Source organism: Caballeronia sp. LZ029, from assembly GCF_031451275.1.
Taxonomy (GTDB): domain Bacteria; phylum Pseudomonadota; class Gammaproteobacteria; order Burkholderiales; family Burkholderiaceae; genus Caballeronia; species Caballeronia jiangsuensis.
The window spans coordinates 2,870,176-2,885,324 of the sequence record NZ_JARUXO010000001.1 but is presented as its reverse complement, the minus strand read 5'-3'; the positions used below and the strand labels follow the sequence as shown (position 1 = coordinate 2,885,324).

Here is a 15,149-nt window from a genome sequence, read left to right as displayed (position 1 = left end):
CAGCGGCTTTTTGTTTATCGCTTGCTTCGCGGACGTTAATACTTATTGCGGCGCAGCGTTCGCGCCGCCGTGCGCAGCAGACCATTCCGCCGGCGCGTGCAGGAATTTCTCGACTTCATCTAGCGTCTTCGACTCGAAGTAGCCTTGCTCCTTCGCGACGCGCAGCACGTCCCACCAGGTGGCGAGCGCGTGCAGATCGACGTCGATGTCCTTCAACACCGACACGCTCTCCTTGAAGATGTTGTAGTGGAAGAGCACGAAGCAGTGATTCACCGTCGCGCCCGCCGTGCGCAGCGCATTGATGAAGTTGATCTTGCTGCGGCTGTCCGTGGTCAGGTCTTCTACCAGCAGCACGCGCTGGCCTTCGGTCAGCAAACCTTCGATCTGCGCATTGCGGCCGAAACCCTTCGGCTTCTTGCGGACGTATTGCATCGGCACCATCAGGCGGTCGGCGATCCAGGCGGCGAACGGGATGCCCGCGGTCTCGCCGCCGGCGACGGCGTCGATCTGCTCGTAGCCGACATCGCGCAGAATCGTCGCTTCGGCCATCTCCATCAGGCCGCGGCGCACGCGCGGATACGAGATCAGCTTGCGGCAGTCGATATACACCGGGCTCGCCCAGCCGGACGTGAAGATGTACGGTTTTTCCGCGTTGAAGTGCACCGCCTGCACTTCGAGCAGCATCTTGGCGGTGGTGTCGGAGATCGTCTGGCGATCGAAGCCTGTCATGGGCGAATCCTTGGACTTGTGTGGCGCTTGAAGAAGCGGGAGGCGGCCGCGAGGGCCTTTGGCGCATGATTCGATGCAGAACACGCCTTTTGGACGACGTTTTCGCACTCACTGCGCGCGTAGCCCGCCATTTTACCCGAGCGGACGAATGCGGGCGAGAGGGCTTTTTTCGACCGATTGAACGATTCGGGCGCTCGCGCTTACACTCCCGGCACTTTCCGCAGAACGCTCCGATGACGCCCGCTTCCTCTTCCACTGCCTCCGAGCCGCTTTCCCGCCACGCATTGCAGGCGCTCGTCGCGTCGATGCTCGGCTACGCGATGGACGGTTTCGACCTGCTGATCCTCGGCTTCATGCTGCCCGCGATCGCCGCCGATCTGCATCTCACGCCCGCGCAATCCGGCGCGCTCGTCACGTGGACGCTCGCCGGTGCGGTCGCGGGCGGCGTCGTGTTCGGCATGCTGTCCGATTACTTCGGCCGCGTGCGCATGCTGACCTGGACGATTCTCGTGTTCGCCGTCTTCACCGGCTTGTGCGCGCTCGCGCAGGGCTACGGCGATTTGCTGATCTATCGCACCATCGCCGGAATCGGGCTGGGCGGCGAGTTCGGGATCGGCATGGCGCTCGTCGCCGAGGCGTGGCCCGCGCGGCTGCGGGCGCGCGTGTCGTCGTATGTGGGGATCGGCTGGCAAATGGGCGTGCTCGCCGCCGCGCTCATCACGCCGATGCTCCTGCCCGTGATCGGCTGGCGCGGCATGTTCGCAGTCGGGCTGTTGCCGGCGGTCGTTTCGTTCTTCGTGCGGCGACATGTGGACGAGCCCGCGCTGTTCACCGAACGCCGCGCGGCCGCCAAAGCCGACACTGCCCGCAAGCTGCCGCTCAGGCGTCTTTTCGACGACGCCCGCACCGCGCGCGCGAGTCTCGGCGTGATCATCCTGTGCTCGGTGCAAAACTTCGGCTACTACGGGTTGATGATCTGGCTGCCGAGTTACCTGTCGAAGACCTTCGGCTACTCGCTGACGAAATCCGGTCTATGGACCGCGGCCACCGTGCTCGGCATGGCGTTCGGCATCTGGCTGTTCGGCCTGGCGGCGGATCGCTTCGGACGCAAACCGGCGTTTCTTGTCTATCAGTTCGGCGCGGTCGCGATGGTGTTCGTCTATTCCAGTCTGACGAGCCCGGCGGCGCTCCTGATCGGCGGCGCGGTGATGGGCGTGTTCGTGAACGGCATGCTCGGCGGCTACGGCGCGCTGATCTCCGAGATCTATCCGACGGAAGCGCGCGCAACCGCGCAAAACGTGCTGTTCAATATAGGACGCGCGGTGGGTGGACTCGGTCCGGTCGCGGTCGGTGCGCTGGCGGCGCGTTATTCGTTCGCGGTGGCGCTCGCGTTTCTCGCATCGATCTATCTGTTCGATGTCGTCGCGACGCTCTTTCTGATCCCGGAAAAACGCGGCGCCGAACTCGACTGAACGCGGAGTCGTCGGACGAAATTGCGCTGAAACGTTGCATCGCGTCATTTCAGGCGCGCGGTGTACACTGAACGTCCCAAAAAAAACCAAAGGTTCTGTCCGCTCGTTCGATCCCGACGAGCGGCACGCCGCGTCTATCCGACGCGCCGAGCCCATGAAAATTGGTCCATCGATTCACATTCCCGCATTCATTGCAGCACGGTCGACGGCGGTGTGAACCCTGTTCAAATAATTCTCAAACGTCTCAGGTCAAATCATGGACGAACAACTGAAGCAAAGTGCCCTCGCGTATCACCAGAATCCCCGTCCCGGCAAGATTTCGGTTACTCCGACCAAGCCGCTTTCCAACCAGCTCGACCTCTCGCTCGCCTATTCGCCGGGCGTCGCGGCCGCGTGCATGGCGATCTACGATGAGCCGCTCGACGCGCAGAAGTACACGTCGCGTGCGAACCTCGTCGGCGTCGTGACGAACGGCACGGCCGTCTTGGGCCTCGGCAATATCGGCCCGCTCGCGGCCAAGCCGGTGATGGAAGGCAAGGGATGCCTTTTCAAGAAGTTCGCGGGCATCGACGTGTTCGATATCGAGCTGGCGGAAACCGATCCGGACAAGCTCGTCGATGCGATCGCGATGCTCGAACCCACGCTGGGCGGCATCAACCTCGAAGACATCAAGGCGCCGGAATGCTTCTATATCGAAAAGAAGCTGCGCGAGCGCATGAAGATTCCCGTTTTCCATGACGATCAGCACGGCACGGCGATCATCGCGTCGGCGGCGATTCTCAACGGGCTGAAAGTGGTCGGCAAGAAGCTGGACGAAGTGAAGCTCGTCTGCTCCGGCGCGGGCGCGGCGGCGATCGCATGTCTGGACCTGCTCGTTCACCTCGGCCTGAAGAAGTCGAACACGCTCGTGATCGATTCGAAGGGCGTGATCTACGAAGGCCGCGGCAATCTGGACGCATCGAAGGAGCGCTATCAGGCGAGCACCGACGCGCGCACGCTCGCCGACGCCATGCACGGTTGCGACGTGTTCCTCGGCTGTTCGAGCGCGGGCGTGCTGAAGGCGGAAATGGTCGAGACGATGGCCGACAAGCCGCTGATTCTCGCGCTGGCGAATCCGGAACCGGAAATCCGTCCGGAAGAAGCGAAGCGCGTGCGTCCGGACTGCATCGTCGCGACGGGCCGTTCGGATTATCCGAATCAGGTCAACAACGTGCTGTGCTTCCCGTTCATTTTCCGCGGCGCGCTCGACGTGGGCGCGACGACGATCACCGAGGAAATGAAGCTCGCGTGCGTGCGCGCGATCGCCGAACTCGCGGAAGAAACCGATCAGGGCGATGAAGTTGCAAAGGCTTATGAAGGCCATTCGCTGGAATTCGGTCCGGAATATCTGATTCCGAAGCCTTTCGATCCGCGCCTCATCATCAAGATCGCGCCGGCCGTGGCGCAAGCCGCGATGGATTCGGGCGTCGCGACGCGTCCGATCAAGGACATGGACGCGTATCGCGAGACGCTCGGCGCCACGGTGTATCGCACGGGCATGGTGATGCGTCCGGTGTTCACGGCGGCGAAGGCGGCGCCGGCGCGCATCGCGTTCGCGGAAGGCGAGGACGAGCGCGTGCTGCGCGCCGCGCAGTTCGTGCTGCTGGAGAAGATCGCGAAGCCGATCATCATCGGCCGTCCGGCTGTCGTCGAAATGCGTCTGCAGAAGATGGGCTCGAAGCTGAAGCCGGGCGTCGATTTCGAGATCGTGAATCCGGAAGACGATCCGCGTTATCAGAAGAGCTGGCAGGCGTATCACGAGATCGCCGCGCGTCAGGGCGTGACGCCCGAAAGCGCGAAGGCCGCGCTGCGCAAGTTCAACACGCTGATCGGCGCGATCCTGGTTCACACGGGCGATGCGGACGGGATGATCTGCGGTCTCATCGACACGTATCAGGATCACCTGAAGTTCATCGATCAGGTGCTCGGCAAGGCGGAAGGCGCGAACAACTTCGCGGCGATGAATTTGCTGATGCTGCAAGGGCGCAATCTGTTCATCAGCGACACGTACGTCAACGAGACGCCGACGCCCGAGCAACTCGCCGACATGACGATTCTGGCGGCGCGCGAGATCGAGCGTTTCGGGATTCAGCCGAAGGTTGCGCTGGTGTCGAATTCGAACTTCGGCAGCGTGCAGAGCGCGTCGAGCAAGCGCATGGCGGAAGCGCGCAAGCTGATCGCCGAGCGTGCGCCCGACCTCGAAATCGATGGTGAAATGCACGGCGATGCGGCGCTTTCCGAAGCCGTGCGAAAGGCTTCGTTCCCGGGGACCACGTTGCACGGCGAAGCGAATCTGCTGATCATGCCGAACGTCGAAGCGGCGAACATCACGTACAACCTGCTCAAGATGGTGAGCGGCGAGGGCGTGACCGTCGGGCCGATCCTGCTCGGTGCTGCGAAGCCTGTGCATATCCTGACGCCGGCCGCGACCGTGCGGCGGATCATCAATATGACGGCGGTGGCGAGCGCGAATGCGCGTGTAGCGAAGTAACGAGACGTCGCGTCAGAAAGACGAACGGCGATCCGGGAGACCGGATCGCCGTTTTTTTGGCCGATGAAAAAGGCGGTCCGTTTTCACGAACCGCCTTCGAGCGTGAAGCAACGAGAATTACGCGACCTGCCGTTTTTCCCCGCCTTCGTTACTCCGCCAGCGCGCGAGCAAGGCATTCCACTTGATCTTCGCGGCCTTGACGTTGTTTTCCTTGACGTGGCCGTAGCCGCGCATCGAATCGGGAAGATTCGCGAGTTCTACAGCGAGCGACAGTTTCTGCTCCGTGAGTCCGCCGATCAGCTCACGCACCAACGCCTCGTACTCGCCGATCAACGCGCGCTCCATCTTCCGCTCTTCCGTGCGGCCGAACGGATCCAGCGCCGTTCCGCGCAGGAACTTCAGCTTCGCGAGCACGCGCATCGCGGACATCATCCACGGACCGTACTGCTTCTTCACAAGATGCCCATGCGCATCCTTCTTCGAAAGACTCGGCGGCGCGAGATGCATCTTGATCTTCCAATCGCCTTCGAAACTCGCGCGAATCTTATCGAGGAACACCGGATCGGCATACAGACGCGCGACTTCGTATTCGTCCTTGTACGCCATCAGCTTGTGCAGATTCTTAGCGACGGCCTCGGTCAGCGGATATTGCCCGTCGCCCGCGCCCAACCCGGCTTCCTTCGCGCGCACTTCCGCAACCAGCCGTCCGTATCGCGCTGCGTAGGCCGTGTTCTGATACTTCGCGAGATAGTCGAGCCGCTTGTCGATGAGCGTGTCGAGCGCCTTCGGCGTATGCAGCGCGATGACCTTGCCCGGCGCTGCCTGCGCGCCATGCTGTGCATCCGCGAGACGACGCACGGCTTCCGGATCGTGCGCCGCGCGACGGCCCCATTCGAACGCCGCGAGATTCTTCTCGACCTGCACCGCATTCAGTTCGATGGCGCGTACCAGCGACTCATGGAGCAGCGGCACCCAACCCTTCTGCCACGCGAAGCCGAGTACGAACGGATTCGTGTAGATCGCATCGCCCATCAGCGCGACGGCGAAGCGGTTCGCATCGACGAGCGCGACATGCTCGCCCGCGGCCGCGCGAATATCCGCCTCCGCGCTCGCGCCCGGAAAACTCCAGTTCGGGTTCTTGATGAATTCGGCGGTCGGCGTCTGCGCGCTGTTCACGACGACGCGCGTGTGATCGGGCTGCATCCGCGAGCCGCATTCGTTGCTCGCGGTGACGATCGCATCGCAACCGATGACGAGATCCGCTTCGCCCATCGCGATACGCGTCGCGTGGATATCGGTCGGACGGTTGGCGATCTGCACGTGGCTCATCACGGCGCCGCCTTTCTGCGCGAGCCCGGTGACGTCGAGCACGGTGACGCCTTTCTGCTCCAGATGCGCAGCCATGCCGAGCAGCGCGCCGATCGTCACGACGCCGGTTCCGCCGACGCCCGTGACCAGCACGCCATACGGCCGTCCGATCTCCGGAAGTTCGGGCGTGGGCACGGACGGCATCGCATCGCTCTCGACGCTCGTCGCCTTCGGCTTCTTCAACTGGCCGCCTTCCACCGTCACGAAGCTCGGGCAGAAGCCGTTCAGACACGAATAGTCCTTGTTGCACGTCGACTGGTTGATCTGCCGCTTCGTGCCGTACTCGGTATCGAGCGGCTCGACGGACAGGCAATTCGACTTCACCGAGCAATCGCCGCAGCCTTCACACACCGCTTCGTTGATGACGACGCGCTTAGCCGGATCGGGGAATGCGCCGCGCTTGCGACGACGACGCTTCTCGGTCGCGCAGGTCTGGTCGTAGATCAGGATCGATGTGCCCGCCACTTCGCGCAATTGACGCTGGATTTCGTCCAGCTTGTCGCGATGATGCACGTCGATGCCCGGCGCGAGTCCGACGCTCGCCGTGTACTTCTCCGGCTCATCCGTCACGATGACGATTTTCGCCGCGCCTTCCGCCGCCAGTTGATGCGTGATCTGCGGCACGGTCAGCACGCCATCGACGGGCTGACCGCCGGTCATCGCGACGGCATCGTTATAGAGAATCTTGTAGGTGATGTTCACCTTCGCCGCGATCGCCGCGCGGATCGCGAGCAGGCCCGAATGGAAATACGTGCCATCGCCGAGGTTCGCGAAAACGTGCTTGTCGTTCGAGAACGGCGACTGGCCGACCCACGCCACGCCTTCGCCGCCCATCTGGCTGAACGTGCTCGTGTTGCGGTCCATCCAGACTGTCATGTAGTGACAGCCGATGCCCGCCATCGCGCGCGAGCCTTCCGGCACGTTCGTCGACGTGTTGTGCGGACAGCCCGAGCAGAACCACGGCTTGCGCTCCGCCTCGACACGCGGCCGCGCGAGCGACCGTTCCTTCGCCTCGATCACGGCGATGCGCGTCGCGATGCGCGCGCGCACATCGGCGGGCAAATCGAATTTGTCGAGGCGCGTGGCGATGGCCTTCGCGATGATCGCGGGCGACAGCTCATAGTGCGCGGGCAGAAGCCAGTTGCCCATCGGCACGGACCATTCGCCGCCGGCGCCGTCTTTTTCGTCGAACTTGCCGTACACGCGCGGACGTTGCGCATCCGGCCAGTTGTAAAGCTCTTCCTTGATCGCGTATTCGAGAATCTGTCGCTTCTCTTCGACGACCAGAATTTCCTCCAGCCCGCGCGCGAATTCATGCGCGCCTTGCGCTTCGAGCGGCCACACGCAACCGACCTTGTAGAGACGGATGCCGATTTGCGAGCACGTCGCGTCATCGAGACCGAGATCGGTCAGCGCCTGACGAACGTCGAGATAGGCTTTGCCGCCAGTCATGATGCCGAAGCGCGCGTGCGGCGAATCGATTTCCACGCGGTCCAGCTTGTTCGCGCGCACGTACGCGAGCGCGGCGTACCACTTGTAGTCGAGCAGACGCGCTTCCTGCACGAGCGGCGGATCCGGCCAGCGGATGTTCAGGCCGCCATCGGGCATCGCGAAATCGGTCGGGAGCACGATCTTCGTGCGATGCGGATCGATATCCACCGAAGCCGACGACTCGACGACATCCGTCACGCATTTCATCGCGACCCACAGGCCGGAGTAGCGCGACATCGCCCAGCCGTGCAGGCCGAAATCGAGATATTCCTGCACGTTCGACGGAAACAGCACCGGCAGCCCGCACGCCTTGAACACGTGCTCGGACTGATGCGCGAGCGTCGATGATTTCGCGGCGTGATCGTCGCCGGCGAGCACCAGAACGCCGCCGTGTTGCGCCGATCCGGCGGAATTGCCATGCTTGAAGACATCGCCCGAACGATCGACGCCCGGACCTTTGCCGTACCACATCGAGAACACGCCGTCGTATTTGGCGCTCGGGTACAGGTTGACTTGCTGCGAGCCCCACACGGCGGTGGCGGCGAGATCTTCGTTCACGCCCGGCTGAAACACGACCTGATGGCCGGCGAGATGCTTCTTCGCCTTCCAGAGTGACTGGTCGAGACCGCCGAGGGGAGAACCGCGATAGCCGGAGATGAATCCGGCGGTGTTGAGGCCAGCGGCCTTGTCGCGCTCTTGCTGCAGCATCGGCAGGCGCACCAGGGCCTGGATGCCGCTCATATAGGCGCGGCCGCGTTCGAGCGTGTATTTGTCGTCGAGCGTGACGGATTTCAACGCGGCTTCTAGCGAAGCTCTTTGTTCTGCGTCTAGCGGGGCGTTCATTATGTGTATTCCTCCACCCGAGGTTTGGGATCACCAAAGCATGTTTCGGGCCGTCGCGTCTTGTGAACGCGTAGGCCGGGACTACCAGTTTGCCGGTGCAATGATCTTTCAGGCACTGGTACAAACCCGTTAAAAATTCCTCACTTAGCCGCGCTTTGCGTCAATTCCTTGACGATTTGACCGTCATCAAGAGGGTTTTGTTACAGCATGTAAATTCGACCGATCCACGGAACCCTGCCGTTCATCCCTGTCTAAAATGACGCTTCCGGAACTTCCGTGCCAATTTTCTGTGCACGCTTTGAGTTTCGGAAGCGAGTTGTACTTTGCAGTTAGAAGGAGATAACGATGAAACAACGCCACATCCAGAATTTCTTGGTCGTTTCGGCGGCTTTTTTCGCCATCAGCGCGCCTGTCGGCGGCGCACGGGCGAATAATGGCTCGCCGTTCGGGGCGTCGTCGGTTGCACAGGTCGCGCAAGTGCGCGTTCAGTCGGTTAAGGCGGGTGCTGAAAAGCGCCGCGAATCGGAAAGCAGCGACGACGAGACGGCGGGCTGACCCGCTCATCGCGGTCCGTATCGACCAAACGGGCCGCCAGAAAGAACAAAGGGACATGGGCCTTCGCGGTCCATGTCCCTTTTTTGATGCGTGCGTTTCGGAACGCGATCAGCTCGCGGTGGTGTCCTTCAGCACGCCACGGCGCATCTGATCCAGTTCGATCGACTCGAACAGCGCCTTGAAGTTACCTTCGCCGAAGCCCTGATTGCCCTTGCGCTGAATGATCTCGAAGAAGATCGGCCCGATCTGGTTCTCCGTGAAGATCTGCAGCAGGATTTCGTCTTTGGTGCCGTCGATCAGAATCTTGCGCTTCTTCAACTCCGCGACCGTTTCGCAATGGCCGGGCACGCGCCGATCGACCAGCTCGTAATACGTGTCGATGGTGTCGAGCAGGGCGATCTTCGCGCCGCGCAGGCCGTCGACGGTGCTGTAGATATCGCCCGTGCCGAGCGCGATGTGCTGAATGCCTTCGCCGTGATACGCGTCCAGATATTCCTGAATCTGGCCCGCGGTTTCCGAGCCTTCCTCGTTGATCGGAATGCGGATTTTGCCGCACGGTGACGTCATTGCCTTTGACTTCACCGCCGTGACCTTGCCTTCGATATCGAAATAGCGGACTTCGCGGAAGTTGAAGAGACGCTCGTAGAACTCCGCCCATTCGACCATGCGACCGCGGTGCACGTTATGCGTCAGGTGATCGATGTAGGTGAGTCCGTGGCCCACCGGGTTTTGCTCCGCGCCCGGAATCGGCTCGAAATCGACGTCATAAATGCTGATATCGCCGATGCTGCCCGGCTGCGCGCCGTTCTTGCCGCGCCAACGGTCGACGAAGTAGATCAGCGAATCGCCGATTCCCTTGATTGCCGGGATGTTCAGCTCCATCGGGCCATTCTTGTTGTCGAAGCCCCATGCGCCGAGTTCGAGCGCGCGCTTGTACGCCTTGGCGGCATCGGCGACGCGGAAGGCGATCGCGCAGATCGACGGACCGTGCAGGCGCGCGAAGCGCTGCGCGAACGAATCCGGCTCGGCGTTGACGATGAAGTTGATTTCGCCCTGGCGGTAAAGCGTCACGTCCTTATGACGATGCTTTGCGATCGCGGTGAAGCCCATCTGCTCGAACAGTTTGCCGAGCGCGACCGGATCCGGCGCGGTGTATTCGATGAACTCGAAGCCGTCGGTGCCGACGGGATTCTCCCAGGTCGTTGCGGTCATGCGTGTCTCCTGATTTAGATGCGGCGCGATGTGCGCGACGTGGAGACAGTTTAGTCAGGTGGCGCTGGCAAAAACTTGCGAAACTAATCGGAGATTCATAAGATTGCGCACGATGCTGCCAATCGAGAGCGGCATGGAGCTACAAAATGGCCGAGCTCGAACTGGACACGATCGACCGCCGCATTCTGGCGATTCTTCAGGAAAATGGACGGCTATCGAATCAGGAAATCGCGGATCGCGTGAATCTGTCGCCGAGCCCGTGTCTGCGGCGCATTCGGCGGCTGGAGGAGATCGGCGTGATTCGCGGTTATGTCGCGCTCCTCGACGCGAAGAAGCTGGGGCTGGGTCTGCTCGCCTACATCAACGTGCGTCTGGAAAAGCGCGGCGGCATGCAGGCGGCGGCGGGCACGCCGAAAGCGCCGACGCACGGCGATCTCTTTCGTGAAGCGGTGCGTTCATGGCCGGAAGTCGTCGCCTGCGACGCGATGACCGGCGAGATGGATTTTCTGCTGCGCGTTCAGGTGCGCGACATGGATGATTTCTCGCGCTTCGTGCAGGACGAGTTGCTGCACCATCCGTCCGTGATCGATGTGCGCTCGAGCTTCTCGCTGGAACGCATCAAGGAGACGACGGTTTTGCCGCTGCGTTAAAACGACGAAGGGCGGTCAAAGCCGCCCTTGTTGGTCCCGCTCGCAGCGCATTCCCGCGCTGTTCCTGAGAAGAGTTACGCGACGGCCGCTGCCGGCATGAACGCCTGAAAGACCTGCGACGCGCGTTGCGCCTGGCGCTTGATCGCGTAGTCGAATACGGCCGCCTGCTCCTGAAGCATTTCGGCCACGATGCTGGTCTGGTCTGCTGGCGCGAGCGAGAGATAGGCATCCGCTTCGCCGTAAGCGTATTCGATCTTCATGCCCGACTTTTTCGCGATATGCATCATGGTCGAGTTGCGCGACAGGCAGTGCATATAGAGCACCGATACCTGCGTGTTGCGGCTGCGCATGGCGGCGCGCTCGAACAGCTTCGAACCGATGCCGCGGCCGCGCGCGCTTTCGAGCACCGAGACGCCGAATTCGGCAGTGCGCTTGTCGCCCTCGGCGGGCAAATACGCTAGATGGCCGACGCCGATCAATTCCAGGGCGCCGCCGAACACGCCGAACACCTTGTCGTTCGAGAAGTTGATGTTGCGCACATAGTTCTCGATGACGTGATCCGGCACGACCTGCCCGAAGCGCAGGAGACGGTCGTCTTCGTCGAGAGCCAGAAAGTGCGTGAGGAGACGCTCACGATCTGCCGAGGACAGTTCGCGGACGAGAACCGGCATACGCGCGTCTTTGAGAGGCTGATCGTGCGCGACGATCGGCTCGGCAGTGCGGTTGATGATCAGTTCCATGGTCGTTTCTCCTTCGTTCGTCATGCAGCATGCTGCAAAGCAAAACGAATTTTAGCCGATTACGGAGAAACGGATACGGGAAAACCCTTAAAACGGCCTAGACGGCACGTTCTAAACAGCTACTGAAAACGATTAGATCGTATAAAAATCAATAACTTAATGAGTCATCACAAACGCAACGATTTACCGGCCAGTCGGTTTTTTGTGCTGCAACATCGAACTATTCGACATTGAGGCCGTTTTCGATCATGTCGACGACTTGCTCGGCGAACTCGCTGTAGCCCAGCTTGCCGCCCGGCTTGAGCCACGTGAACGTCCAGTTGATCATGCCGAAGACCATCATGGTCAGCGCAGTCTGGTTGTCCTTGGTTGCCCGTTTCGGATAAGCCCGCGCGAGTTGACGCGCGAACGCCGCCACGATGTCGCGCTGACGATCGAGGACGATTTCGCGCTGCGCCTCCTCCAGATACTTCACATCATTCAGAAGCGCGACGTGCCGGCTGTGCGATGTCTCGTATTCGGCGAGAAACGCGCGCACGAGATCGGCGAAAGCCTCGCGTTCGCTCAGTCCGCGCCGCTGGCTGGCGCCTTCCACTTCCGCGATGATCAGCATCAGCCGCTTGGTGTAGCGGTCGAGCAGATCGAAGAGGATCGCTTCCTTGCTCACGTAATAGTGATAGAGGCGCGCCTTCGACGTGCCGCTCGCGGCGGCGAGATCGGCCATCGACGTGCTGGGATAGCTCGTCTGGGCGAATTTCGCGGCGGCGAGTTCGAGGATCTGTTCGCGTTGCGTCTCGTGATCGGGCGCTTTGGTACGGGCCATGTGTTCGGAAAGTGCGTTCTTATAGGTATGGATTCAGCGGCGCAGTTCGGCCTGACTGATTTCGGACGGCGTGCCGCGAATTTTAAGCCGTCCCGCCGTGACGAGTTCGCGGCAGCGCCAGAATGCGACGGAATCGGAAAGCATGAAATCGAAGCGCTGTCCCATTGCCGCGCCGGCGATCTGACGCGCCGGTATCCATTCGGGACCGGCGAGATCGAGCAAGGCTTCGTCGATATCGATCCACGTTCCCGAAACGAGCATGTTGTCGCGCAGGCGGCGTGTGTCGGCGCTGGCGTATTTCGCTTCCTGCCACTCGAGCGCGAGCCGGCTGATGCGCAGCACGGAAATCGGCGCGACGGTCGGCAGTTTCGCGAGAAGTTGCTTCGGTGAAAACATGCCGACGGCCGTCGCACGGTCTTCGCGGCCGACGCGCTCGGGATCGCTTTCGCCGGTCGCAATCGTCAGATCGTCGTGAGCGAGTTTCGCTTCGTTCAGGCGCTGCGGCACGTTGCGCAGATGATAGGCGACCCGTCGCAGCGTGAGCTGATCGGCCGCGCTCTGGCCGTGCCACACGACGATCTGATCGTCGCCGCGTGCGAGGCGCCCGAACAGCGCTTGCTGTTCTTCGAGCTCGCCTTCGAAGTCGATGGCGCTGTTCAGAACCTGACGCCAGAACGTGGCGCGCGCGAGCGGCGATTCGTCGATGTCCCTGATCGGACCGACGGCGAGATCGTCGCGCAGCGTGATGACGCGCTCGTCGCGTTCGGCGCGCCGCAATGCTTCCGCGAGGGATTGGGCCGCGCAATCGCCATTCGTGACGTGAATCATGTTCATCGGTGTCGGGAGGCCAGAAGGACGAAAGGACCGCTCGGGTGAGCGGTCCTAGTTTACGCGAATCGAATGACGCCGGGCTGCGATCTAGCGTTCGTCGAAACTCACCACCACGCGCTCGCTCACCGGATGACACTGGCAAGTCAGCACGAAGCCATCATCGATTTCGTGTTGTTCGAGCGTGTAGTTCTTTTCCATCTTCACTTCGCCTTCGAGCACTCTGGCGCGGCACGTGCAACACACACCGCCCTTGCACGCGTAGGGCAGCGCGAGTCCCGCTTTCAGACCCACATCGAGCACGCTCACGCCTTCATACGGCAGCCGCAATTTGCGCTTCTTGCCGTCGATGATCAACTCCAGATCCGCCGCCGGCGTGCTGTCCGTGATCTCGATGGCAGGCACCCCCGCTTGCGGCAACGGCGTGCCGAAGCGCTCCACGTGTATCTGCTTCGGCGCCACGCCCGAGTCCTTCAACGCCGCTTCGGCCGCATCCATCATCGGGCCGGGGCCGCAGATGAACGCCTCGTCGATTTCCTCGGGCGAGAGCAGCGTCTCCAGAAACGCCTTGCACTTCGCCTCATCCAGCACGCCGTTAAAGAGCTCGACGTCCTGCAGATCGTCCGACAGCACGTGATACAGCGAGAACCGATCCATATATCGATTCTTCAGATCTTCAAGCTCTTCGGCGAACATGATCGCGTCGACGCTGCGATTGCCGTATACGAGCGTGAAGCGGCTCGTCGGCTCCGTGTCGAGCGTCGTCTTGATGATCGCCAGCACCGGCGTGATGCCCGAGCCGCCTGAGAACGCCACGTAGTGTTTCGCGTGATCCGCGTTCAGATGCGTGAAGAAGCGCCCGTCGGGCGTCATCACGTCGATCTCGTGGCCGGGTTTCAACGTATCGAACGCGAAGTTCGAGAAGCGCCCGCCACGCACGCGCTTGATGCCGATGCGCAATTCGCCGTCGCGATCGTAGTCGGTCACGCCCACGCAGATCGAATACGAACGGCGCGTCTCCTCGCCATCGATATGCGTCTTGAGCGTCACAAACTGACCCTGCGTGAAGCGAAACGCATCGCGCAGCGCGGGGGGCACCTCGAACGAAACAGTGAACGCGTCGGCGGTTTCGGGGCGGACCTCACGGATGCGCAGCGGATGGAATTGCGGAGTCGCCATGTTTTTCGGCTCGCTATCGTTGATTCGGTTGATTCGGTTGATTCGGTTCAGTACGGCTTAAAGTAGTCGAACGGCTCGCGGCAGTCGATGCAGCGATACAGCGCCTTGCACGCCGTCGAGCCGAATTGCGCCAGCTTCTCCGTGTGCGTCGAGCCGCAGCGCGGACAGGCGATCGTCGCTTTCTGATAAGGCACGAAGCGGATCGGCTTTGTGCTCGATGCCGAAGTGCTGCTGCATGCGCCCGTCGGCGGTGCGATGCCGTAGCGGCGCAGCTTCTCGCGCGCTTCTTCGGTGATCCAGTCCGTTGTCCACGCGGGCGCCAGTACCGTCTCGATGCGATGCGCGCCAAGCTCAGCCCGATCGATCGCCTGCGCGATGTCTTCGGCAATCTGCGACATCGCAGGACACCCCGAGTACGTCGGCGTGATCACCACTTCGAGCACGCCATCGTCGCCGTGGCGCACCTCGCGCAGAATGCCCAGCTCGCGGATCGAAACCACCGGAATCTCCGGATCGGGCACCGCTTCGAGCACGTCCCACGCGCGTTCGATGGTTGCGTTGGCGGTATTCATTTACCAGCTCGCGCCCGGATGTTGACGCGCCAAGCTCTGCATCTCCGCGAGCAAATAGCCCATGTGCTCCGAGTGCTCGCCGTGCTTGCCCGTGGTGATGTGCTTCACCTCGGCAGGCGCTTCAAGCGTGGCTTCTTCCAGCGCCGATGCGACCTGC

General features: G+C 61.8%; 13 protein-coding genes. 4 read left to right on the top strand and 9 right to left on the bottom strand.

Annotation, left to right across the window (positions count from 1 at the left end; genetic code table 11):
* Positions 1-42: 42 nt before the first annotated feature.
* On the bottom strand, positions 43-729 hold the full coding sequence (locus tag QCE73_RS13575) for an orotate phosphoribosyltransferase (protein WP_035509484.1): 687 nt from the start codon (positions 727-729) through the stop codon (positions 43-45).
* Positions 730-962: 233 nt separating this feature from the next.
* Here QCE73_RS13575 and QCE73_RS13570 point away from each other — a divergent pair, with 233 nt between their 5' ends.
* Both QCE73_RS13570 and QCE73_RS13565 read left to right on the top strand, forming a co-directional pair.
* Entirely contained in the window at positions 963-2,201 is a 1,239-nt protein-coding gene (locus tag QCE73_RS13570) for an MFS transporter (RefSeq protein ID WP_309881615.1), read from the top strand.
* Between the two features lie 256 nt (positions 2,202-2,457).
* Complete coding sequence (locus QCE73_RS13565; RefSeq protein WP_035509395.1) at positions 2,458-4,731, top strand: NADP-dependent malic enzyme; 2,274 nt, start codon at positions 2,458-2,460, stop codon at positions 4,729-4,731.
* 117 nt (positions 4,732-4,848) lie between these two features.
* On the opposite strand, the gene QCE73_RS13560 is transcribed toward QCE73_RS13565, so the two are convergent.
* Positions 4,849-8,433 (bottom strand): indolepyruvate ferredoxin oxidoreductase family protein, encoded by a 3,585-nt coding sequence (locus tag QCE73_RS13560; protein ID WP_250482702.1) that lies wholly within the window; start codon positions 8,431-8,433, stop codon positions 4,849-4,851.
* A 345-nt stretch (positions 8,434-8,778) separates the two neighbouring features.
* Between QCE73_RS13560 and QCE73_RS13555 the strand changes: the two genes are divergently transcribed.
* Entirely contained in the window at positions 8,779-8,988 is a 210-nt protein-coding gene (locus tag QCE73_RS13555; protein ID WP_035509390.1) for a hypothetical protein, read from the top strand.
* Between the two features lie 108 nt (positions 8,989-9,096).
* Here QCE73_RS13555 and hppD read toward each other — a convergent pair whose 3' ends face one another.
* Positions 9,097-10,200, bottom strand: coding sequence for a 4-hydroxyphenylpyruvate dioxygenase (gene hppD, locus QCE73_RS13550; protein ID WP_238295106.1), 1,104 nt, complete (start codon positions 10,198-10,200; stop codon positions 9,097-9,099).
* A 146-nt stretch (positions 10,201-10,346) separates the two neighbouring features.
* On the opposite strand from hppD, the gene QCE73_RS13545 reads away from it, so the two are divergent.
* Positions 10,347-10,850 (top strand): Lrp/AsnC family transcriptional regulator, encoded by a 504-nt coding sequence (locus tag QCE73_RS13545; protein ID WP_035509386.1) that lies wholly within the window; start codon positions 10,347-10,349, stop codon positions 10,848-10,850.
* Positions 10,851-10,924: 74 nt separating this feature from the next.
* On the opposite strand, the gene QCE73_RS13540 is transcribed toward QCE73_RS13545, so the two are convergent.
* From QCE73_RS13540 to QCE73_RS13515, 6 genes are all read right to left on the bottom strand, one after another.
* The gene (locus tag QCE73_RS13540) at positions 10,925-11,590 is read right to left on the bottom strand and encodes a GNAT family N-acetyltransferase (RefSeq protein WP_035509482.1); all 666 of its coding nucleotides are present in this window, start codon (positions 11,588-11,590) and stop codon (positions 10,925-10,927) included.
* A 220-nt stretch (positions 11,591-11,810) separates the two neighbouring features.
* The gene (locus QCE73_RS13535) at positions 11,811-12,413 is read right to left on the bottom strand and encodes a TetR/AcrR family transcriptional regulator (RefSeq protein ID WP_187606609.1); all 603 of its coding nucleotides are present in this window, start codon (positions 12,411-12,413) and stop codon (positions 11,811-11,813) included.
* 33 nt (positions 12,414-12,446) lie between these two features.
* Entirely contained in the window at positions 12,447-13,247 is an 801-nt protein-coding gene (locus QCE73_RS13530) for a DUF1835 domain-containing protein (RefSeq protein WP_309881607.1), read from the bottom strand.
* 84 nt (positions 13,248-13,331) lie between these two features.
* Complete coding sequence (gene paaE / locus QCE73_RS13525; RefSeq protein ID WP_309881606.1) at positions 13,332-14,420, bottom strand: 1,2-phenylacetyl-CoA epoxidase subunit PaaE; 1,089 nt, start codon at positions 14,418-14,420, stop codon at positions 13,332-13,334.
* Between the two features lie 47 nt (positions 14,421-14,467).
* Entirely contained in the window at positions 14,468-14,992 is a 525-nt protein-coding gene (gene paaD, locus QCE73_RS13520) for a 1,2-phenylacetyl-CoA epoxidase subunit PaaD (protein WP_309881604.1), read from the bottom strand.
* Positions 14,993-15,149, bottom strand: a 157-nt coding sequence (locus QCE73_RS13515; RefSeq protein WP_309882005.1) for a Phenylacetic acid catabolic protein, incomplete at its 5' end; no start/stop codon positions are given. It abuts the gene before it with no gap.